Annotated in this window: 16 protein-coding genes and 1 other RNA gene; 11 read left to right on the top strand and 6 right to left on the bottom strand. The window is 62.5% G+C overall.

Annotated elements, in window-relative coordinates; all coding sequences use genetic code 11:
- Positions 1–117: 117 nt before the first annotated feature.
- From F3I62_RS06385 to F3I62_RS06350, 8 genes are all read left to right on the top strand, one after another.
- On the top strand, positions 118–771 hold the full coding sequence (locus tag F3I62_RS06385) for a hydrolase (RefSeq protein ID WP_160488825.1): 654 nt from the start codon (positions 118–120) through the stop codon (positions 769–771).
- A 57-nt stretch (positions 772–828) separates the two neighbouring features.
- Positions 829–1,236 (top strand): DoxX family membrane protein, encoded by a 408-nt coding sequence (locus F3I62_RS06380; protein WP_160488824.1) that lies wholly within the window; start codon positions 829–831, stop codon positions 1,234–1,236.
- 26 nt (positions 1,237–1,262) lie between these two features.
- On the top strand, positions 1,263–1,802 hold the full coding sequence (locus F3I62_RS06375) for an antibiotic biosynthesis monooxygenase (protein WP_160488823.1): 540 nt from the start codon (positions 1,263–1,265) through the stop codon (positions 1,800–1,802).
- Positions 1,803–1,959: 157 nt separating this feature from the next.
- Positions 1,960–3,798 carry an amidohydrolase gene (locus F3I62_RS06370; RefSeq protein WP_160488822.1) on the top strand — a complete coding sequence of 613 codons (1,839 nt, stop codon included), beginning with the start codon at positions 1,960–1,962 and terminating at the stop codon, positions 3,796–3,798.
- Between the two features lies 1 nt (position 3,799).
- Positions 3,800–5,392, top strand: a complete 1,593-nt coding sequence (locus tag F3I62_RS06365) for an MFS transporter (RefSeq protein ID WP_160488821.1) — start codon at positions 3,800–3,802, stop codon at positions 5,390–5,392.
- A gap of 86 nt (positions 5,393–5,478) precedes the next feature.
- On the top strand, positions 5,479–6,105 hold the full coding sequence (gene ycaC / locus F3I62_RS06360; protein ID WP_160488820.1) for an isochorismate family cysteine hydrolase YcaC: 627 nt from the start codon (positions 5,479–5,481) through the stop codon (positions 6,103–6,105).
- Positions 6,106–6,210: 105 nt separating this feature from the next.
- The gene (locus F3I62_RS06355; RefSeq protein ID WP_160488819.1) at positions 6,211–7,647 is read left to right on the top strand and encodes a catalase; all 1,437 of its coding nucleotides are present in this window, start codon (positions 6,211–6,213) and stop codon (positions 7,645–7,647) included.
- Between the two features lie 123 nt (positions 7,648–7,770).
- The gene (locus F3I62_RS06350; protein WP_160488818.1) at positions 7,771–8,697 is read left to right on the top strand and encodes a LysR substrate-binding domain-containing protein; all 927 of its coding nucleotides are present in this window, start codon (positions 7,771–7,773) and stop codon (positions 8,695–8,697) included.
- 338 nt (positions 8,698–9,035) lie between these two features.
- Here F3I62_RS06350 and F3I62_RS06345 read toward each other — a convergent pair whose 3' ends face one another.
- Positions 9,036–9,764: a pirin family protein gene (locus F3I62_RS06345; protein WP_160488817.1), complete on the bottom strand. Its 729-nt coding sequence runs from the start codon at positions 9,762–9,764 to the stop codon at positions 9,036–9,038.
- A 114-nt stretch (positions 9,765–9,878) separates the two neighbouring features.
- Here F3I62_RS06345 and F3I62_RS06340 point away from each other — a divergent pair, with 114 nt between their 5' ends.
- Both F3I62_RS06340 and F3I62_RS06335 read left to right on the top strand, forming a co-directional pair.
- Positions 9,879–10,757, top strand: coding sequence for a LysR family transcriptional regulator (locus F3I62_RS06340; RefSeq protein WP_160488816.1), 879 nt, complete (start codon positions 9,879–9,881; stop codon positions 10,755–10,757).
- Between the two features lie 526 nt (positions 10,758–11,283).
- Positions 11,284–12,711, top strand: a complete 1,428-nt coding sequence (locus F3I62_RS06335) for a mechanosensitive ion channel family protein (RefSeq protein ID WP_160488815.1) — start codon at positions 11,284–11,286, stop codon at positions 12,709–12,711.
- A 222-nt stretch (positions 12,712–12,933) separates the two neighbouring features.
- Here the strand turns inward: F3I62_RS06335 and F3I62_RS06330 are convergent, their stop codons facing one another.
- Positions 12,934–14,175 carry a tyrosine-type recombinase/integrase gene (locus F3I62_RS06330; RefSeq protein WP_160488814.1) on the bottom strand — a complete coding sequence of 414 codons (1,242 nt, stop codon included), beginning with the start codon at positions 14,173–14,175 and terminating at the stop codon, positions 12,934–12,936.
- Between the two features lie 165 nt (positions 14,176–14,340).
- Positions 14,341–14,699, bottom strand: a transfer-messenger RNA (tmRNA) gene (ssrA, locus tag F3I62_RS06325).
- Positions 14,700–14,860: 161 nt separating this feature from the next.
- Here ssrA and F3I62_RS06320 point away from each other — a divergent pair.
- Positions 14,861–17,782: an ATP-binding protein gene (locus F3I62_RS06320; protein ID WP_160488813.1), complete on the top strand. Its 2,922-nt coding sequence runs from the start codon at positions 14,861–14,863 to the stop codon at positions 17,780–17,782.
- Between the two features lie 27 nt (positions 17,783–17,809).
- Here F3I62_RS06320 and F3I62_RS06315 read toward each other — a convergent pair whose 3' ends face one another.
- The 3 genes from F3I62_RS06315 to lldD all read right to left on the bottom strand — a co-directional run bounded on the left by F3I62_RS06315 (position 17,810) and on the right by lldD (position 22,250).
- Entirely contained in the window at positions 17,810–18,055 is a 246-nt protein-coding gene (locus F3I62_RS06315) for a hypothetical protein (protein ID WP_160488812.1), read from the bottom strand.
- A 225-nt stretch (positions 18,056–18,280) separates the two neighbouring features.
- Entirely contained in the window at positions 18,281–21,082 is a 2,802-nt protein-coding gene (locus tag F3I62_RS06310) for an FAD-binding and (Fe-S)-binding domain-containing protein (RefSeq protein WP_160488811.1), read from the bottom strand.
- A gap of 13 nt (positions 21,083–21,095) precedes the next feature.
- A complete protein-coding gene (lldD, locus tag F3I62_RS06305) occupies positions 21,096–22,250 on the bottom strand; it encodes an FMN-dependent L-lactate dehydrogenase LldD (protein ID WP_160488810.1) in 1,155 nt (384 codons plus the stop codon).
- Positions 22,251–22,252 lie beyond the last annotated feature (2 nt).

Below are 22,252 nucleotides of genomic sequence, written 5' to 3'. Positions count from 1 at the left end.
TGGGCACAAAGACCGTTTGAATGCGGATCTGCTGGCGTTTATCCAGAAGCAATAACCCCGTTCGCCACTGCTGGAGGGGTATTGCCGCTCACATCTTCAAACAAAGAGGAAACCACCATGGCTATCGCCAAAGCTGCACCGGGAAAGACCCTGCTCGATCCGATCAACCACACCCTGATCATGATCGATCACCAGTCGCAGATGTCCTTCGCCACCAAATCGATCGACGCGGTGACGCTGCGTAACAATGCCGCGCTGGTGGCGAAGGCTGCCAAAGAGTTCGCGGTATCGACCATCCTCACCACCGTCGCAGAGAAGAGCTTCTCCGGCCCGATCTTCGACGAGATTAAATCGGTTTTCCCCGACTACAACGTCATCGATCGCACCAGCATGAACACCTGGGAGGATGAGCGCATCGCTGTCGAGGTGAATGCCGCAGGGAAGCAGAAAATCGTGCTGGCTGGTCTCTGGACTTCGGTATGCATCGTCGGCCCTGCCCTGTCGGCTCTGGACCAGGGTTTCGAGGTCTACGTGATCGCCGATGCTTGTGGCGACGTATCTGACGAGGCTCATGAGATGGCCATGCAGCGGATGATTCAGCTTGGGGTTCGGCCGATGACCTCGCTGCAGTACCTGCTGGAGTTGCAGCGTGACTGGGCTCGTGGCGAAACGTACGACCAGACCGTAAAGACATCTATCGAGCATGGCGGTGCCTACGGTTTGGGCCTTATCTACGCCAAGACCATGTTCAACGCGTCCGAAGGTCACTGAGGTTAGGCGTCGTACGTTTGACGTACGGCGCTCACCTTTCTCGGCGGAGTGATCGACATGCACAGCCCCATTGATTGGGCCCTACTGTTTCTCAGAAGTACCAGCGCACTGTTGCTGCTTCACGTGCATGGCTTGCTCAAGCTGCTGCGGTTTAGCCAGGAGACGCAGCTAATGAAGGCCCTGCTTGGGCTTGGCGGTGTTGTGACTCTCTGCCTGGCGATCTTTGCCGAGGTTCTGTGCCCGCTGGTGATACTGCTGGGGATGTGCATCCGAACCGCCTGCTTGCCGATTCTGATGGCGCTGCTCGTGTCGCTTTTGCTAGTGCACCCTGACTGGAGTCTGGCCGAAGACCAAGCCGGCTGGCTGCTGATCATCTTCACCACCCTGGCGATTTCCGGGCCGGGCTTCGTGGCTCTTGGTCGGCGCTTTGCCGGCGCTCGGGCCAGGGCGCTCTGGCTCTGTTGAGTCGCGGTCCACCGCAGGACTTTTATATGGCCGAGCTCGACTTAGTCACATTGATAGTACGTCACCGGGTCAAGGCTGGGCAGGTTGCTGCCTATGAGCAGTGGCTGCGACGCACCATGAGGATCGCCAGTTCCTACCCAGGGCATCTGGGCGTGAATGTGATGCGCGATTTGGACCGCTTCGTTTGTGTGTTGCGCTTTGTCGGTACCCGCGAGCTGCAGTGTTGGCTGGACTCCAGCGAGCGGAAGCACCTGATAGAGGAAGTCGCGCCATTACTCGCCGACGGCGACCAGACCGAGATTGAGGCCGGCCGCGAGTTCTGGTTCACACCGAGTCCATCTATACAGCCGGCGCGTTGGAAGCAGGCGTGCATCACGTTTCTGGTGATTCTGCCATTGAGTCTCTTGGTGCCTCTCTTGTGGCAGCCGCTGTTTGCTCTGGTGCCCTGGTTGGGCGGTTATGTCCCGAGCAACGTGCTAATCACGCTGAGCATAGTGCTGTTGGTTGTTTACCTGTTCATGCCCAGAGTAACGGCCTTGTTCGCCGCCTGGCTGAACCCTGACTGAGAAAAGGGAGCCACGCATGAGCCATGACGATACCGATTCTGGGCGCCGCAAGTTTCTCGCCAACAGCACCGTGCTTGGCGCCGCTGGTGCACTTTGGGCCGCCCTGCCTTTTGTTGGCAGCGCCGGCAGTTCATTCGCCACTACCGAGGAGGGCGCCATGCCTGCCGATCTAATCCTGTTCAACGGCCGTTTGCACACAGTCGACCGTGAGAAGCCCACGGCTACTGGCGTGGCGATCAAGGACGGACGCTTCCTCGCCGTCGGCAGTGATGCCGAAGTCATGGCCCTGCGCGGTAGCGCCACGCAGGTCATTGATCTGAACAAGCGCACGGTGATACCCGGCCTCAACGACTCGCATCTACACCTGATCCGAGGCGGACTGAACTACAACCTGGAGCTGCGCTGGGAGGGCGTGCCTTCGCTGGCTGACGCCCTGCGAATGCTCAAGGACCAGGCCGACCGCACGCCCACTCCGCAATGGGTACGGGTGGTCGGCGGCTGGAACGAATTTCAGTTCGCCGAGAGGCGCATGCCGACCCTCGACGAGCTCAACAAGGCCGCGCCTGACACCCCGGTGTTCGTCCTCCACCTGTACGACAGGGCCTTGCTCAACCGCGCCGCGCTGCGTGTGGTCGGCTATGACAGGAATACGCCCAACCCGCCCGGAGGAGAGATTGTCCGTGACGCCAACGGCGACCCCACCGGCATGCTGGTAGCCCGGCCCAATGCGATGATCCTCTACTCGACTCTGAGCAAGGGGCCGAAGCTGCCGCTGGAATACCAGGTCAACTCTACCCGCCAGTTCATGCGCGAGCTCAATCGCCTGGGCGTGACCAGCGCCATCGATGCCGGTGGTGGTTACCAGAACTACCCGGACGACTACGAAGTCATCGAGCAGCTGGCCAAGCAGGACCAGCTGAGCATCCGCATCGCCTACAACCTGTTCACCCAGAAGCCCAAGGAGGAGCTTGCCGACTTCAAGCGCTGGACCGGTTCGGTGCAGTACGGCCAGGGCAACGACTTCTTCCGCCACAACGGTGCGGGCGAGATGCTGGTGTTCTCCGCTGCGGACTTCGAGGACTTCCTCGAGCCGCGTCCGGACCTGGCGCCGAACATGGAAAGCGACCTGGAGCCGGTGGTGCGCCATCTGGTCGAGCAGCGCTGGCCGTTCCGCCTGCACGCGACCTATGACGAATCCATCTCGCGCATGCTTGACGTGTTCGAGAAGGTCAACCGCGACATCCCGTTCAACCGCCTGCCGTGGTTCTTCGACCACGCCGAGACCATCAGCCCGAAGAACATCGAACGGGTGCGTGCACTGGGGGGCGGCATCGCCATCCAGCACCGCATGGCATTCCAGGGCGAGTACTTCGTCGATCGCTACGGTGCCAAGGCGGCGGAAAAGACCCCGCCGATCCAGCGTATGCTGTCAGAAGGCGTGCCGGTTGGCGCCGGCACCGACGCGACCCGCGTGGCCAGCTACAACCCCTGGACCTCGCTGTACTGGATGGTCAGCGGCAAGACCGTCGGCGGCCTGGAGCTGTACCCGCAGGGCCTGCCGCGCGCCACCGCGCTGGAGCTGTTCACCCATGGCAGCGCCTGGTTCTCCAGCGAGCAGGGCAAGAAGGGGCAGATCAAGGTGGGCCAGCTGGCCGACCTGACCGCGCTGTCGGCGGACTTCTTCAGCGTCGAGGAGGAGGCGATCAAGTGGATCGAGTCGGTGCTCACCGTGGTCGACGGCAAGGTGGTGTACGGCGCCGGCGAGTTCGACAAGCTGGCGCCGCCAACGATTCCGGTGCTGCCGGACTGGTCGCCGGTGGCCAAGGTGCCCGGGCACTGGAAGCCCAATGCGCCGCTGGTAGCGCAGGTGCACCAGTGCGTCGGTGCCTGCGCCGTGCATGCCCATAGCCACGACAAGGCGCGCCGCTCGGCGGTGCCGGTCAGCGACTTCCAGGGCTTCTGGGGTGCGTTCGGCTGCTCCTGCTTCGCCTTCTGACATGACCAGCCCACAGGGATCGGCCTGGAGCCCGTTGCGGCACAGCATCTTCCGCTGGCTGTGGCTGGCCAGCATCGCCTCCAACATAGGCACCTGGATGCACGAGGTCGGCGCCGGCTGGCTGATGACTTCGCTGTCGGCCAGCCCGCTGAACGTGGCGCTGGTGCAGGTGGCCGGCTCGGCGCCGATGTTCTTCCTGGCGCTGCCGGCCGGTGCCCTGGCCGATATCGTCGACCGGCGCCGCTATTTGTTGTTCGTGCAGCTGTGGATGGCTGCGGTGGCCCTGGCCCTGGCCCTGCTTACCCTCGGCGGCTACATGACGGTGCCGCTACTGCTGGTGCTGACCTTGGGCATGGGCATTGGCACCGCGCTGATGATGCCAGCATGGTCGGCATTGACCCCAGAGCTGGTGAGCAAGGCTGAGCTACCAGCGGCCATCGCTCTGTCCAGCGTCGGGATCAACGTTGCGCGTGCCATCGGCCCGGCCATTGCCGGCGTGCTGGTCAGTCTGAGCGGGCCGTGGGCTACCTTCGCACTCAATGCTCTGTCGTTCTTCGCCGTTATTGCCGTGTTGCTGCTATGGAAACGAGAAGTGACACCGACAGTCCTGCCGGCGGAGCGTCTGTTTGGTGCGATACGCGCTGGCTGGCGCCACAGTCGTGCCTCGAAGCCCCTGCAGGCGGTGATGGTGCGAGCCTTTGCATTCTTCTTTGGTGCCAGTGCCGGCATGTCGCTACTGCCGCTGATCGTGCGCACTCAGCTGTCGGGTGATGCCACGGACTTTGGTCTGCTGCTCGGTAGTGTGGGTGTTGGTGCGGTTGCCGGGGCCACGCTGCTGCCGCGGATTCGCTCGATCATAAGCACCGATATGTTGGTCGCGTTGGCAAGTCTCGTGTATGCGCTGGTAATAGTCGCCCTGGCCTTTGTGAGCGACTTCCGCGTGCTGGTCCCGGTGATGTTGCTCAGCGGTGCAGCATGGATCTCAGTGTTGTCGAGCTTGCAAGTAACTGCACAAACCTCTGTACCGAGCTGGGTAAGGGCCCGGGCTTTGTCGGTCTACATCCTGGTGTTCTTCGGCAGCATGGCCGCCGGCGGCATTTTATGGGGTTTCGTGGCCACGCACAGTTCAATCTCGCTGGCCCTTTGCGCTGCCGCCGCAACTCTAATGCTGGGCATTGGCACGACTGCATGGTTCAAGTTGCAGGTCACTGACGCGGAGGATCTTGCGCCCTCGCTGCACTGGCCAATGCCGGTCAGGGGCGATGATCAAGACCAAGACCAAGATCGCGGGCCGCTGATGGTCACGCTCGAGTACGACATTGCCCCCGAGCATGCGCTGGACTTCCAGGCTGCTATGTCCGAGGTAAGGCGCATGCGTCAACGCAACGGCGCGTTCTCCTGGGGGCTGGTACAGGACACGGAAAACCCCCGGCGCTGGTTGGAGTTCTTCTTCGATGAATCATGGCTCGAACACCTACGCCACCACAGTCGTGTTACCCGTGCCGAGCAGCGCATCGAGGCGGTAGCAAGGCGTTATCAGACCCAAGGGATCGCGATTCAGATCCGTCACTTACTGTCCGGGCGGGTTAGCTGAGCACGATTTCGCCAAGACAGGCGAAGAGAGACTTCGGCAGGGATCGCCGGCAGCAATTCACAATGAATACTTAGAAGGAGTCACCCATGAGCAGCGTGAAGTCTTACAACCGACTGGATAAGAACGATGCGGTAGTCCTGTTGGTAGACCATCAAACCGGCCTGATTTCCCTGGTACAGGATTTTTCGCCCAATGAGTTCAAGAACAACGTTCTTGCTCTGGCCGACCTGGCCAAGTTCTTCCAGTTGCCGACAATCCTCACCACAAGCTTTGAACAGGGCCCCAATGGGCCGCTTGTGCCCGAGCTCAAGGCCATGTTCCCAGCTGCGCCCTATATCGCGCGTCCGGGACAGATCAATGCCTGGGATAACGAGGACTTCGTCAAAGCGATCAAGGCCACCGGCCGCAAGCAATTGATCATCGCCGGCGTGGTTACCGACGTTTGCGTTGCATTTCCGACGTTATCGGCTCTGGCTGAGGGCTATGAGGTGTTCGTGGTCACCGACGCTTCCGGCACCTTCAACGAAACTGTTCAGCAGGCAGCCTGGGCACGCATGAGTGCGGCTGGAGCGCAGCTGATGAACTGGTTCTCTGTCGCCTGCGAACTGCACCGTGACTGGCGCAACGATATCGAAGGGCTGGGCAACCTGCTCTCCGAGCGCATCCCCAACTATCGCAACCTGATGAACAGCTACGCGGCGCTTACCAAGTAGCGATTCTCCCTGGTCGGTCAAGCCGGCCAGGTATGCCATCTCATGGGGCTCCGGCAGGGTGAAATCTGGCTGGCTGCCCCGTGATTACCCATTGAGAACCTGTTGATGACGAAATTGACTCACGCCACCGGCGCCCCGGTGGTCGATAACCTTAATATCCAGACGGCAGGGCCGCGTGGTCCGGCGCTGCTCCAGGACATCTGGCTGCTGGAGAAACTGGCCCATTTCGATCGCGAGGTCATACCCGAGCGGCGCATGCACGCCAAGGGTGCAGGTGCCTATGGCACCTTCACCGTGACGGGCGATATCACTCGCTTCACCCGAGCCAAGTTGTTCTCTGAAGTGGGTAAGCAAACGCCCCTGTTTGTGCGCTTCTCCACTGTGGCCGGTGAGCGGGGTGCCGCTGACGCCGAGCGTGATATTCGTGGCTTTGCCGTGAAGTTCTACACCGAAGAGGGGAACTGGGACATCGTCGGGAACAACACACCGGTGTTTTTCTTCCGTGACCCACTGCGTTTCACCGACCTCAATCATGTGGTTAAGCGCTGCCCGCGCAGCGGCCTACGCAGCGCCACGGCCAACTGGGACTTCTGGACCCTGCTGCCCGAGGCTCTACATCAAGTCACCATTGTCATGAGCGAGCGCGGTATTCCCAAGACCTATCGCCACATGCATGGCTTCGGTAGTCATACGTTCAGCATGCTGAACGCCGATAACCAGCGTGTCTGGGTCAAGTTCCACTTCGTATGCCAGCAAGGCATCGAGAATCTCAGTGATGCCGAGGCCGAGGCAGTCATAGGCAAGGATCGCGAAAGTCATCTTCGTGATCTCTACGAGAGCATTGAGCGCGGCGCCTTTCCGCGTTGGCAGCTGTGCATCCAGGTCATGAGCGAAGAGCAGGCGCGTGAGCATTCCCACAACCCCTTCGATCTCACCAAGATTTGGCCCCATGCTGACTACCCGCTGATCGAAGTCGGCGTTCTGGAGCTCAACAAGAATCCGGGCAACCACTTCGCCGAAGTCGAGCAGGCGGCCTTCTCGCCAGCCAACGTTGTGCCCGGCATCGGCTTTTCCCCGGACAAGATGCTCCAGGCCCGCCTTTTCTCCTACGGTGATGCACAACGTTACCGCCTGGGCGTCAACTTCAACCATATCCCGGTGAATGCGCCGCGCTGCCCGTTCAACAGCTACCACCGCGACGGAGCCATGCGCACTGACGGTAATGCAGGATCGACTCTGGCGTATTACCCGAACAGTTTTGGTGAGTGGAACGACAGTCGTGAATTGGCCGAGCCGCCGCTACCGCTCGAAGGAGCCGCCGGCAGTTGGGATCACCGGGTCGACGAGGATCATTTCGAGCAACCTGGCGCACTGTTTCGCCTGATGAGCCCGAGCCAACAGCAACTGCTGTTCGACAACACCGCTCGGGCCCTGGGCGATGCGCCCCAGGCGATCAAGCAACGCCACATCGACAACTGCACCAAGGCCGATCCTGGCTACGGCCAGGGCGTTGCGGCGGCGCTGGAGTCACTGAACCGCTAGCAGTCAGCGGTCCGATCTGCTCTGCCTCGGTGGAGCCGACTAGTCAGGCAGTGGTCTGTTTACGACCACTCCTGGCATTGCTGTCGAATCTTCAGAGCGCCAAATACTGAGTCTGGAGAAATAATGAACAGATCGGAAATGCGCCGTGTCGATCTTAATGTGCTGATCGTCTTCGAGACGCTGATGCAGGAGCGCAACCTTACCCGCACGGGGGAAAAGCTGTTCCTCGGCCAGCCAGCCATCAGCTCAGCGCTCAGACGCCTACGCGACTACTTTAACGACCCGCTTTTCGTTCGCACGGGGCGGACGATGGAGCCGACTAAGCGTGCTCTAGAGATCATCGAGCAGCTGCGACCGGCCATGGACGCAATGTCCAACGCTCTGAGCCATGCCAAGGAATTCGACCCGGCCACCAGTAAGCAGGTGTTCCGCATTGGCTTGTCTGACGACGTTGAATGCGGACTGCTACCGCTGCTGCTCAACCACCTGCGCTCGGCGGCTCCACATATCGTATTGGTGGTACGCCGTACCAATTTCCTGTTGTTGCCGGGCATGCTCGCCTCTGGGGAAATCTCGGTCGGGGTTAGTTACACCACTGATCTTCCAGCAAACGCCAAATGCCGCACGCTGCGTCAAATCCATACCAAGGTTCTGCGAGCCGACGATCGCCCCGGCCCTCTGACCCTTGACGACTACTGCGCACGACCACATGCGTTGGTGTCATTCTCAGGCGACCTGTGCGGCAACATCGACCAGGACCTCGCCCGTATTGGCCGCTCGCGCCGGGTAGTGCTTGCGGTGCCTCAGTTCAATGGCCTGCGCGCGCTGCTGGCTAACTCCGAAGTAATAGCTACGGTGCCAGACTACGCTGCCTGTGAGCTGGTCGTCGGCGGCCTGCTGCGCGCGGAACCGCCGCCATTCGAGATCGTGCCGGCGAAGCTGTCCATGGTTTGGAGTGGCATGCAAGACAACGACGTGGCCGAACGCTGGCTGCGTGAGCAGATCGTCCGCTTCCTAGGCGAGGACACGGTGGCTGCGCACCGCACGTGAGTGTGCGTGGATTGAGTGTTATGGCCGACGCCTATCTACTGTGCACGCCGCGGCCGTAGCCGGACTTATCCGACACAATGTGCTGGAGGTGTGCTCGGCGTCGGCACCAGGCTTTAGAGCGATTCCTATCAAACATCTGGTTGATACCCGGCTCGATGCCTTAACGCCGGGAAGTGAGTTGGTCACGCTGGTGAACTGAATCTTTCGCGGAGCCTTCCAGGTGGTGCAGTAGGCCTCCATGCTGGTGAAGGCTGATTTGTCTCAGCTGAGGCCATAGCAACGCGTATTCGCCAGCGCCCGGAGCGATTCCGGGCGCTGGCGAAGCCAGGGAGTTGCGCTTACATTTTTGGCTGCTCTTGCGGCCGCAGGTCGAAGACCAGTACCTCGGCCTCCTCACCATGGTTGAACTCCAGCGTCTGCGCATGACGAATCTTCAAGCCGTCTCCTGCCTTCAGGCGCTGGCCGTTGACGCTGAGCGAGCCGCTTGCGACATGCACGTAGGCGTGGCGTGCGATCGGCAAGCTGAGTGTGGCGCGTTCGGCGCCGTCGAACAGGCCGGCATAGACTCGTACATCCTGATTGATGCTGAGCGAACCGTCCTGGCCGTCCGGCGAGAGCACCAGGCGCAGGCTGCCGCGTTTCTCCTCGGTGGAGAAGTGTTGTTGCTGGTACCGCGGCTCGATGCCCTTGGCATTCGGCACTACCCAGATTTGCAGGAAATGGACCGGGGCGGTCGAGCTGGCGTTGTACTCGCTGTGTGCGACACCGGTGCCAGCACTCATCAACTGTACATCGCCCTTGCGGATCACCGAACCGGTACCGAGGGTGTCCTTGTGTTCCAGCGAGCCCTGCAGCACATAGGAGAAAATTTCCATGTCCCGATGGGCATGGGTGTCGAAGCCGCCGCCGGCGGCCACGTGGTCATCATTGATCACCAGCAGATCGGAAAAACCCATGTGCTCAGGATCGTAATAGGAGGCAAAAGAGAAGCTGTGGCGCGACTTCAGCCAACCGTGATCGGCGCCACCACGCTCGGAGGCCTTGCGAATTTCAGTAGTGTTGGTCATGTGCTTGTCTCCGTTATCTGGGAGCTGTGTTCAGCCCGTCGAAAACAGAGTACTGTCCACTCTGTTAGTGAATAAGCACTCGGAATAGGTTTTACTGTCTACCTGAGGGAGACAATGAATCAGCTGGAAGATATGCGATTGCTCGTCAGCGTGCTGGAACGCAACAGCTTCACCGCCGCTGCCGACGCCCTGGGTCTATCCAAGCAGTTCGTCAGTCGACGCCTCACCGCCCTGGAGGCTCGCCTGGGTGTTCGCCTACTCAATCGTTCGACCCGCAAGCTCAGCGCCACCCCACTAGGTCAGGTTTACTACGAACGCGCGGTGAGGATACTGGAGGATGTCGAGGAGACTGAGTCACTGGTGTCCGAGCAGCGCAGCAGCCCGCGTGGCACTTTGCGCCTGTCGGCGCCCATGTCGTTTGGCACTCTGCACCTGAGCACTTTGCTGCCCGGCTTCCTGCTGCGCTATCCGGAAGTCAGCATCGAGCTGGACCTAAGCGACCGCATGGTCGATGTGCTTGGTGAGGGCTATGACATGGCGGTGCGAATCGGTGTGCTGGCCGACTCGACCTTAATCGCCCGGCCACTGGTGGCCCTGGAGACGGTTACCTGCTGCAGCCCGGCCTATCTGGCACTCAATGGCGTACCTGAGACACCGGCCTCGCTGGGCGAGCATGAGTGCTTGCTTTATGGGCACTCCAAGGCGGTTGACTGGGACTACTGGGTAGATGGTCGCGTCGAGCGTTTTGCGGTTAGCGGGCGGTTCCGGGTCAACAATGGTGAGCTGGTGCGCGACGCTGCTATTGCCGGCCTCGGCCTCGCCAGACTGCCAACCTTTATTGTCGGGCGTGCGCTGGAAGCTGGTGATCTGGTGCCCGTGCTACAAAAATATCAGCTGCCATCGGCCAAGGTATTTGCCGTATATCCGCAGCACCGGCAGGCCTCGCTGCTGATCCGTACCTTGATCGACTACCTCAAGGAGGTGTTGGCTTGATGAGTTTGAGTTGATCGCAACATAGTTGCTTAACGCACTGAACGGGTGAGCCCTGCCTGCATCCCAAGTATTCCAGTTCTCGGTACTCATGCTACTGGAGCACCAGTGTGATCGTGTCACATTGCATTGGATACAGACGCAGCAGCGTCATTATCAGGTTACTAATACGAAACATGGTTCGCTGAAAACTAGAGTGGCTTACAAATATTAAGCACTCTTATTATAAGCCAGCTGTATATTCCATCTCGGTCACAGGGCATGGTCTGCAGTGTTGGGACGGCCCAAGGTGAAAAAGAACAGGCTTTCATCGTTATGACCACAAGTTGCGTCCAATACGCCCCCTCTAGGCCGCAATGATGTGACTCACATCAGCATAGCCGGCGCCGCGAATCCTGAGATGACACTCCGTTGTTCTTGCGCAAACGTATGCACAAGAGCATGAACGGTATGCAATGCAGTCCATTCATCTTTGTCGGCAATCCAGTCATGCTTGCTGCATTTTCCTTCTCCTGCCGTGGAGCCCTTCATGCTTGCACTGATTGCCCTGCACCCACTAACAATCGGCGTCGGCTTGCTGCTCGCCGACCTCGCGTGCTGGCGCCTGTTGCCGGCCGAGGCCAAGGTCTGGCGGGTGCTGCTGCGCCTTGGGATCTTCATTGCCTACAGCCTGGCAATTATCAGTGCCGGGATGAGTCCACTGCAGCCACCGCCGTGGAGCGAGCCGGCGCTGAACATGCTCGGCTCCGTATTGGGTATCGCCTGGTGGCTGCTCTGTGCGCGCACCCTGACTGTGGTACTCGGCGTGCTGCTGATGCCGCGCAGCGGCCACACCGGGCGCCTGCTGCAGGACGTACTGGGGGCGTTGATCTTCCTCGCGGCCATAGTCGCGGCGGCGGCCTACATCATGCAACTGCCGGTCAAGGGCCTGCTGGCCACCTCCGGGGTGGTCGCCATTGTCATAGGCCTGGCCCTGCAGAACACCCTGGGCGATGTGTTCTCCGGCATCGTACTGAACACCACCAAACCCTATCGCCTGGATGACTGGGTGTCGATCGACGGGATCGAAGGCAAGGTGATCGAGATCGACTGGCGTGCCACTCATCTGCGCACCAACCAGGGTAGCACCGTAGTGATTCCCAACTCGGTGGCAGCCAAGACCAAGGTTCTCAACCTCAATCGCTCCACCGATATCCAAAACCTCAGACTGAGCATCAGCGTGCCGGCGCAGGTGCGTCCACGTTTGGTGATAGACGCCCTCAACCGTACCCTCCAAGGTGTTAGGGCACTGCATCAGACGCCTAAGCCGAAGGTTTCGGTCAAGAGTTCTGACCTTAGCGCCGTGGAATACGAAATGAGTGCATTTGTTGCCACCGACTGCAGCGCCAGCGAGGTGCGTAACCTACTTTTCGACCTCGCTCACCGTAACCTGCAAGCCTCTGGCATTCTACGGGGCGCTTTACTTCCCGACGTTCCACGCAGCCGCCAGCGGATACTGCTCGATGACGTAAAAATCTTCCGTGCGCTTAGTGCGGAAGAAAAGGATCGACTGGCCGAACTGCTCGTGGCGCAAACATTCAATAAAGGCCAGGTATTGCTGGAAATTGGAGAAGTCAGCGAGCAATTGCTGCTGATCGGAACAGGTGTCATTTCAGCATCCATTCCTAATGGCAGCGAAGTAGTTGAGGCCGGCCGCATGGGCCCTGGCGAGGTTATGGGGGAACAGGGAGTTACTTTCGACACGCCGTCCGAGGCCCGTTTCACAGCGCTGAGTTCGGGTGTGCTCTATCGTCTCAAAAAGGAGTTGCTGCAGGCCTGCCTGGAGCAACGCAGCGAAGTCGGCAGCGCGCTGGCCAAGCTACAAAGCTTCCGCCAACAGGCCGGTGCCTCTTTACTGGAGCAGAAGCCTGTGACGATCAGAAAAGGAAAGTTTCTCAGCTGGCTACAGCGCTCTTAAAGGTTTGCTAGCACGCGGACGACGTTCTCTTGGTGCTGCAAAGATCTAATCGCCATATCCATGGACATTAGGTCGTTGCATTAAGCACCTTGCGTGACAGTTCGGGGTAAACGTTGCATTTGAGGTGTTCGATTATTGTGAGGAGCCCTTCGGGAGTTACATCGTCCCATTTGCGCATTTGAGTTACCTGAGTAATAGACGCGAGTTATAGCAGTGGGTTCTTCATGCCTTGCGCTTGAGTGGCACGACATTGCCTGCCGCCAATTTTCCCAGGTGATCGGCATACCACTGCATCATCACCTTGCGCTGTTCCAGATAGGTGCTCTTGTCATAGACGCCGCGGACACCTTCCTTGACGTGGGATAGCTGGGCCTCGACGTGCTGCGAGTCGAAGCCGTTCTCGTTGAGGATGGTACTGGCCAGGTGGCGGAAACCGTGGCCGGTCTGGCGGCCTTCGTAGCCCAGGCGGCGCAGCGCCATTAAGAACACGGTATTGCTACGTGGTTTGGTGATATTGCCTCGGCCAAGGAACAGCAGCGCATAGTTGCCAGTGATGTTTTGCAGTTCGCGCAGCAGAGCAATAGCTTGCGTTGGCAATGGCACCCGATGCTCACGGCGGCGCTTCATGCGCTCTGCAGGAATCAGCCATAGGCCAGTATCAAGGTTGAGCTCTTCCCAGCGCGCTTCACGCAGCTCGGATGGTCGGCAGGCGAGCATCGTCAGCAGCTGCAGGCCTATACGTACATCGGGGGCATGGGGGTAGGCACGGATAGCCCGGAGCAGTGCCGGCAGCTCCTCGATGGATACATGGGCAAAATTCTCCACAGGCTTGGTCAGTAGGAATTTATGCAACCCTTCGAGCGGGTTGTGCGTCGCTCTGCCAGTGACGCGAGCCAGGTCGTATACCTCCCGGCACATGCCGCGCACACGGCTTGTCTGTTCAACGATCCCGGTCTGCTCCATGCCACGCAGGAACTCCATCCACTCCATTGGTAGGATGCCGGTGTAGGGGCGCTTGCCGAAAACGGGGAATACATGCTTTTCCAAGGCGCCGATGGTGCGAACCGCCGTCCCTTCCGTCCAGGTCTTGCACTTGACGGCATACCACTCGCGAGCCAGGTGCTCGAAGGTATTGTTGGCCGCCTCGAGCTCTGCTGCCTTCCTGGCGCGCTTGGTGGCCATGATGCTGCCGTCCTTGGCGGTGCCGTCGCGCAGCTCGCGTACTTTCCGTCGGGCCTGTTCGCCGGTCAGTTGGTGGTCGCCTGTACCATAGCCGCCCAATCCCAACCATGACCACTTGCCGTCGGCCTTCTTGTAGCGCAGCTGCCAGGACTTCGAACCATCCGGCTTCACTCGGAAATACAGTCCGTCGCCATCCAGCTCACGGTACTCCTTCGCTTCCGACTCCAGGCTGGCGAGTACGGTGTCGGCCAGGGGGCGGCGTTTGATATCGCTGCGCTTCATTCCTGTATCCCTATGGTTCAATTTTTTTTGAAGGATACACAGAGGGATACACGAAGGGAATGGTGTGTGGATGCGCTGGGGGACGTGTGGAAACAAGAAAGCCCGCACGGGGCGGGCTTTTCAGGGGTGTTTCCGGTCATGTGGGAACATGTGGAAACTTGCATTTGGTGGAGCCGGGGGGATTTGAACCCCCGTCCGCCAGTTCGCCGCTATCGGTTCTACATGCGTAGCCATCTCTATTGAGTTAACTCCGCGCGACCCGAGTGGCAGGGTGCTTGGAGCGAGCTGCATAAGTTTTAGCCGTTACACCTGCAGCGAGTTTGGCGGCGATCCTGTTCTATCTGACTGTCCAGAATCTTCGGGTTTACAGGCATCCCCTATGGACAGCTAGCGGCACTTAGGCGGCTAGAGCGTAGTTGTCGTCGTTGGCAACTATAAGTTTGCAACAGTGGATTTACGAGTTCTGTTACCAACTCGGCATGCCCCTCAAGTTTTGTTACCGGCGTCGAATCCTAATCGGCCCCAAAACCTTCCTACCGGAGTAGGACCGCTAGTCTACGGCAAAGGTTCCGCAGCGTCGACCGTCCATCTGGCTTTAGAATGGTCGCGGGTTTGTCGCCAGGCGGCTGGCCCTGGCGCTGCCATGTGCCATCATTCCTCTGTTTCGATTGCCTGGAGCGCCGGCATGCCGCCTGCACCGCACAAACCTTTGCGCCGCTGGATCTGGCAGGCCTTCCTGCAGAGTGCCTTGATTCCCCTGGTTCTGGTGGAGTCGGTGCTGATCGGCGTCTACCTGTACACCAACGAGTCGATCCGCGAATCTCAGGTCGGCTACCTGCAGAACAGTGCGTTGCAGGATCTGGCCAGCGCGGTGCAGCGCGAGGGTCAGGTGATCGACAGCCGGCTCAAGGCCATCGAGTCGCAGGTCAGCATTTTCCGCGATGCGGTCGGTGAGGCCCTGCAGGATGAGCGTTTCGAGCCGGACGCGCTGGAGCGGGCGCGCCATGCGCAGACTCCGGATGGGGTGTTCTACAGCCGCAGCGATGACGGCCGCGCCGCGTCCTTTTATGCCAATAGCACGCCGCCGCAGCGCCAGGATCGCGACAAGGTCCTGCGCCTGTCGCGGGTCGATCCGTTGATGCGCTCGATCAAGGGCGCCGACCCGCTGGTGGCGGCGGTGTATTTCAACAGCTGGGACAGCTACAACCGCATCTATCCGTTCTTCATGACGCCCGAGCAGTATCCGCATGACATGGTCATCCCGGATTACAACTTCTATTACCTCGCCGATGCCAAGCACAACCCGCAGCGCAAGACGGTGTGGGCCGATGTCTACCTGGACCCGGCCGGCCTCGGCTGGATGATGTCGGCGATCGCCCCGGTGTATCGCGGCGATTTCCTCGAGGGCGTGGTGGGGCTGGACGTGACGGTGGGGCAGATGCTCGCCGAGATCGGCAACCTGCAGGTGCCCTGGCAGGGCTATGCGCTGCTGGTCAGCCGGGACAACGGCATCATGGCGCTGCCGGCGGCGGCCGAGCACGATTTCGGGTTGCGCGAGCTGACCCAGTACTCCTATGCCGAAGCGGTCAGGCGCGAGGTGCTCAAGCCGGCCGATTTCAAGCTGGATCGCCAGGCGGGCCTGCAGCCGCTGGTCGCGGCCATGGCGCAGGCCCGGCATGGCGTCGAGGAGGTGCAGCTGGGCGGGCGCAGCCAGTTGATGGCCTGGAGCGAGATCCCGCAGACCGGCTGGCGTCTGCTGCTGGTGGTGGATGAGGCCAACATCTTCCGCGAGACCAACAGCCTGGCCGAACAGTACCAGCAGATCGGCTACCTGCTGATCGCCGGGCTGCTGTTCTTCTACCTGCTGTTCGGCAGCTGGATGTGGTTGCGCTCGCGGCAGTTGAGCAACCAGCTGGCCACGCCACTGGCCGGCATCGTCGGGATGATGCGGCGCCTGGCGCACGGCGAGCGGGCCTCGGAAGTGCCGCCCACGGGGATCAGCGAGTTGGCCGACATGGCCCAGGAAGTGCGCTATGCCGGTGAGCAGCTGCGGGCCAGCGAATCACGCCGGCTCGAGGTGCAGCGGACCCTGGAGCTGGTGCTGGAAAGCACCACGGAAAGCCTCTGGGAAGTCGAGGCGATGAGCCTGAGCATTTGCGTCAGCGAGCGCTTCGTCAAACGCTTCGGCCTGCGCGACAGCTGCATGCCGTTCGCCGAGTTCAACCAGCGCGCGCATCCGGACGATCTGCCGCGCATCCGCCAGCTGCGCCTGAGCATGGCGGACGACGCCCGCGAGGACTTCTTCGAGGCCGAGTACCGCTATGCCGACGCCCAGGGCCAGTACGTCTGGCTGCTCAGCCGCGGCAAGGTCATCGAGCGTGACGGCCAGGGGCGTGCGGTGCGGGCGGCCGGTACGCATGTCGATATCACCGGCCTCAAGTTGGTCCAGGAGGAGTTGCGCCGTGCCAGTCTGGAGGCGCAGGCGGCCAGCCAGGCCAAGAGCCGCTTCCTGTCCAGCATGAGCCACGAGCTGCGCACCCCGCTCAATGCCATCCATGGTTTCGCCCAGCTGATCGAGCTGGAAGTGCAGGAGCGACCGGACGCCGCCCAGGAGCTGGAGTACGCGCGGGAGATCGTGCTGGCCAGCCGCCATCTCACCGCGCTGGTCGACGATATTCTCGACCTGTCCAGCATCGAGAGCCGGCGCCAGCACCTGCAGCTCAAACCGGTCGAGGTCAGCGCACTGCTCAGCGGTTGTGCCGAGCTGGTGCTGCCGGAAGTGCTGCAGCGTGGCCAGCAGCTGCGGGTGACGCCCGGGGTGGTCGGCGAACTGTATGTGCTGGCCGATATCCGCCGGGTGCGCCAGGTGCTGCTCAACCTGCTGTCCAACGCGCTCAAGTACAACGCGCCGCAGGGCCTGGTCTGCCTGGGCTACGAATTGCGCCCCGGTTGCGTGCGGTTGTGGGTCGAGGACTGCGGGCCGGGGCTCAGCGCCGAGCAGCAGAGCCAGCTGTTCCAGCCGTTCCAGCGTCTCGGCCGGGAGAGCTCGAACATTCCCGGTACCGGTATCGGCCTGGTGCTGTGCAAGGAACTGGCTGCGCTGATGGATGGCGAGATCGGTTTCAGCAGTTCGCCGGGTGCCGGCAGCCGCTTCTGGATCGACTTGCCGAGCGCGGCGGCGCCGGCCCCGACGGTCGCCACGGACGTTCAGGCGAGCGACGACGGCGCGGAGCAGCCGTTGGCCCAGGTGCTTTGCGTGGAGGATCATCCGGCCTGCCTGCGCGTGCTGCAGGAGGGGCTGCGCAGCATGGCCGAGGTGCAGGGCGCCGGTTCGCTGCGCCGGGCCAAGGTGTTGTTGAGCGAGCAGACCCCGGCGCTGGTGCTGCTGGATCTCGACCTGCCGGATGGCAACGGCCTGGCGCTGCTGGAGTGGATGCGCAGCCAGCCGCAACTGGTCGATGTGCCGGTGCTGGTGGTCAGCGCGGCCATCGATGAGGCGCAGATGGCCGAGGCCCGCGAGCAGGGCGCGCAGGCCTGCCTGCTCAAACCGGTGGATCTGCAGAAGCTGCGGCAGATGGCGCTGTCGCTGCTTGGCCAGGTGGTCTAGGCGGCGCCTGGGGCCCGCCGGACCGGCTTATTCGCTGGACTGCAGCAGGTTCAGCGCCTCTTCCAGCACCTTGACCGACTCGGCGTGGTCGCCGGCCTTGTGCAGGGCCTCGCCCTCGGCGCGCAGGCGCTGCACTTCGGCGAGCACGGCCGGGTCGGCCGGCGGGTCGCTTTTCAGCAGTTGATCGATCTTGGCCATCTCCTGCGGGCAGTGCATGGCCATCAGTGGCGTGCAGAGCAGGGCGGCGGTGAGAAACAGGACGGTGCGGCGCATGATGGCTCTCCTCGACGGGGCGGTGTCAGCAGTATAGGAGCCGCATGGCGATCTGCAGGGCTGGCGAGCGTTCGCCGGGTGCTTGCCATGGACGCCGCTCTCGCGGCATTCGCGGCGCAAGCCGCTCCTGCGCACGCCGCGTTTAGCGGGTGACATTGGCCCGGGCAAAAAAAGCCCCGCACGGGGCGGGGCCGAAGTTCGCGTGCCGGGGCACGCACCTTGAGGTCAGGGTTTGCGTCGGGTCACCCGGTCGACCAGGTAGACCAGGCCGTGGTAGTCGATGCCGGCGTGATGGCTGAGGCCGATCTCGCAGGTGCGGCTGGTGGAGATGCCTTCCGCGCAGGTCTGCACCGCATCCTTCAGGCTGCGCAGCGCGTGGGCGTTGAGCTGCGGGGTGGTGAAGCCCTTGTCGCCGGCGAAGCCGCAGCAGTGGATGCCTTCGGGGATCACCACCTGGCGGGTGCAGCGCCGCACGATGTCGATCAGGCCCTGGGCCTCGCCCAGGTGCTGGGTGCTGCAGGTGACATGCACGGCCACCGGTTGCTCCTGCGGGGTGAACTCCAGCCGCTCCAGCAGCTGTTCGCGGATGAACTTCACCGGGTCGTGCAGCTGTAGGCGCGGGTCGAGGCCGTCCTGCAGCAGGCGCAGGGTGCAGGGGCTGGTGTCGCAGTAGATCGGGTCGAGGCCGCCGCGGCTGGCCTTGAGCAGGGCATCGATCAGCTCCTGCTTCTTGCGCTCGGCCTGCTCGGGGTAGCCCTTGGAGGCGAACGGCTGGCCGCAGCACAGGTTGTCCTGCTCGGCGGGGAACACCACCTGGAAACCGGCTTTCTCCAGCAACTGGCGGGTCTTGTCGAGCAGCGGCATCTGCTCGGCGTCGGCGAATGCCGGGCCCATGGCCCGCGACACGCAGGCCGCCAGATAGACCACCCGTGGCCGTGCGTCGCTGACGGCCGGATTGATTCGAACTGGTTGCGCCGCCTGTGGCATGGCTGGCGTCCATAGCGGCAGGCCGGCGCTTTCATGCAGCGTGCGGGCGACCTTGGCCAGGCGTGGCGCACCGAGCAGCCGGCGCGCGCCATCGGCCAGGCGCAGGCTCAGGCGCGTGCCCTGCAGCACCGTGGCGAAGTGCCCGGCCAGCCAGCTGGCGGTGCCGGGGTGACGGGCGTTGCCGGCGCGCAGCTGACGCACCAGGTTACCAGTGTTGATGCCCACCGGGCAGCGCTGCGCGCACAGGCCGGTGGCGGCGCAGGTGTCGAGGCCCTGGTGCTGGTAGGCGCGCTCCAGCTCGGTGGTGTCGATGCCGGCACGTTTGCGCGCCTGGATGTCGCGCCAGATGACGATGCGCTGGCGCGGCGTCAGGGTCAGACCGTTGGACGGGCACACCGGCTCGCAGAAGCCGCACTCGATGCACTTGTCGATGATCTCGTCGGCGGCCGGCAGCGGCTTGAGGTGTTTCAGGTGGATCTGCGGGTCTTCCGACAGCACCACATCGGGATTGAGGATGCCCTGCGGGTCGAGCAGGCGCTTGAGCGTCCACATCAGCTGGTAGGCCTCGCTGCCCCACTCGAGTTCCACAAAGGGCGCCATGTTGCGCCCGGTGCCGTGCTCGGCCTTCAGCGCGCCGCCGAACTCCACTGCCACCAGTTGGGTGACGTCCTGCATGAAGGCTTCGTAGCGGGCGACCTGGGCCGGGTCGTCGAAACCCTGGGTGAAGACGAAGTGCAGGTTGCCCTCCAGGGCGTGGCCGAACAGGATGGCCTCGTCGTAGCGGTGCTTCTCCAGCAACGCGATCAGGCGGTTGACCCCCTCGGCCAGGCGTTCGACCGGGAAGGTCACGTCCTCGATGATCACCGTGGTGCCGGTTCTGCGCACCGCGCCGACGGCGGGGAAGGTGTCCTTGCGGATCTTCCACAGCTGGTTGTACACCGCCGGGTCTTCGCTGAAATCGACCTGCTTCTCCACCGGGAAGTGTGCGATGGACGCCATGATCTGCGCCAGCTGCTCATGCAGCAGGCTCTGGCTGGCGGCGCGTGATTCGATCAGCAGGGCGCAGGCATTGGCCGACAGGCTTTTCACCCAGGCCGGCATGCCTTGCATATTTTCCACCGAGCGCATGCTGCGCCGATCCAGCAGCTCCACCGCCGACACCGGCTGCAGCTTGAGCAGCGGCACGGCCTGGCAGCAGCTTTCCACATCGGGGAAGACGATCAGCGCGCTGGCCTTGTGCGGGTGGTCTGGCACGGTGTCGTAGGTCACCGCGCTGATAAAGCCGAGGGTGCCTTCGGAGCCGACCATCAGGTGGTTGAGGATCTCCAGCGGTTCGTCGTAGTCGATCAGGGCGTTGAGGGAGAAACCGGTGGTGTTCTTCAGCCGGTACTTGTGGCGGATCTTGGCCGCCAGCGCGCTGTTGGCGCGGGTCTGCCGGCCCAGTTCGGCCAGGCGTTCCAGCAGCTCGCCGTGGCTCTGGCGGAAGGCGGCCACGCTGGCGGCGTCCTCGCTGTCCACCACCGTGCCGTCGGCCAGCACCAGGCGCAGGCCGGCCAGAGTCTGGTAGGTGTTCTGCGCGGTGCCGCAGCACATGCCGCTGGAGTTGTTGGCGACTATACCGCCGATCTTCGCCGCGTTGATCGAGGCCGGGTCGGGGCCGATCTTGCGCAGGAAGGGCGCCAGCGCGGCGTTGGCGTTGGCGCCGATGACGCCCGGTTGCAGGCGGATCTGCGCGCCGTTGTCACGCACCTCGCGGCTGTTCCAGTGCTCGCCGAGCACGATCAGCACCGAGTCGGAAATCGCCTGACCGGACAGGCTGGTACCGGCGGCGCGAAAGGTCACCGGCACGCGGGAGGCCGAGGCCAGCTTGAGCAGCTCGACCACCTCTGCCTCGCTCTCGACCCGGATCACCAGCTTGGGGATCAGCCGGTAGAAGCTGGCGTCGGTGCCGAAGGCCAGGGTCGACAGTGGGTCGTCGAAGCGCCGTTCGCACGGGATCAGGCGGGCGACGGCGGTGAGAAAGGCGGCGGGCAGGCTCATGGTGGCTCCGGGGTCAGGAGGCGGCGTGGCGCAGTTCGCGCACCAGCGAATCGGCGCTGATCTCGGCGATGGACTTGGCCCCGGTCAGGGTCATGGCCACGCGCATTTCCTTGTCGATCAGCTCCAGCAGGTTGCTCACGCCGGCGCCACCGGCGGCGGCCAGGGCGTAGACGAAGGCGCGGCCGAGCATCACCGTGTCGGCGCCGAGGGCGAGCATGCGCACCACGTCCAGGCCGGTACGGATGCCTGAGTCGGCGAGGATCGCCAGCTCGCCCTTCACCGCGTCGGCAATCGCCGGCAGGGCGCGGGCGCTGGACAGCACACCGTCGAGCTGGCGACCGCCGTGGTTGGAGACGACGATGCCGTCGGCGCCGAACTTCACCGCATCCCTGGCATCTTCGGGGTCGAGGATGCCCTTGATCACCATCGGGCCCTCCCAGAAGTCGCGGATCCACTGCAGGTCCTGCCAGGAGATCGACGGGTCGAAATTGGCGCCCAGCCAGCCGATGTAGTCGGCCAGCCCGGTGGGGTTGCCGCGGTAGGCGGAGATGTTGCCCAGGTCGTGGGGCTTGCCCAGCAGGCCGACGTCCCAGGCCCAGCTCGGGTGGGTCATGGCCTGCAGCATGCGCCGCAGCGGCGCGTTCGGCCCGCTCATGCCGGAGTGGGCATCGCGGTAGCGCGCGCCGGGCACCGGCATGTCGACGGTGAACACCAGGGTGGTGACGCCGGCGGCCTTGGCCCGCTCCAGGGCATTGCGCATGAAGCCGCGATCCTTGAGCACATAAAGCTGGAACCACATCGGCCGGTCGATCGCCGGGGCGACTTCCTCGATCGGGCACACCGAAACGGTGGACAGGGTGAAGGGAATGCCCTTGGCCGCCGCCGCCTTGGCCGCCTGCACTTCGCCGCGGCGGGCGTACATGCCGGTCAGGCCGACCGGGGCCAGGGCCACCGGCATGGCCAGGGTTTCATTGAACAGTTTGGTTTCCAGGCTCAGCTCGGCCATGTTGCGCAGCACGCGTTGGCGCAGGGCGATATCGGCCAGGTCGGCGACGTTGCGCTTCAGCGTGTGCTCGGCATAGGCGCCGCCGTCGATGTAGTGGAACAGGAACGGCGGCAGCTTGCGCTGGGCGGCGGCGCGATAGTCGGTGGAGGCGGAGATGATCATGG

The organism is Pseudomonas sp. R-28-1W-6 (assembly GCF_009799925.1).
In the GTDB taxonomy this organism is placed as follows: domain Bacteria; phylum Pseudomonadota; class Gammaproteobacteria; order Pseudomonadales; family Pseudomonadaceae; genus Aquipseudomonas.
The sequence above is the reverse complement of the archived record's forward strand: the minus strand, read 5'-3'. Positions and strand labels throughout refer to the sequence as shown.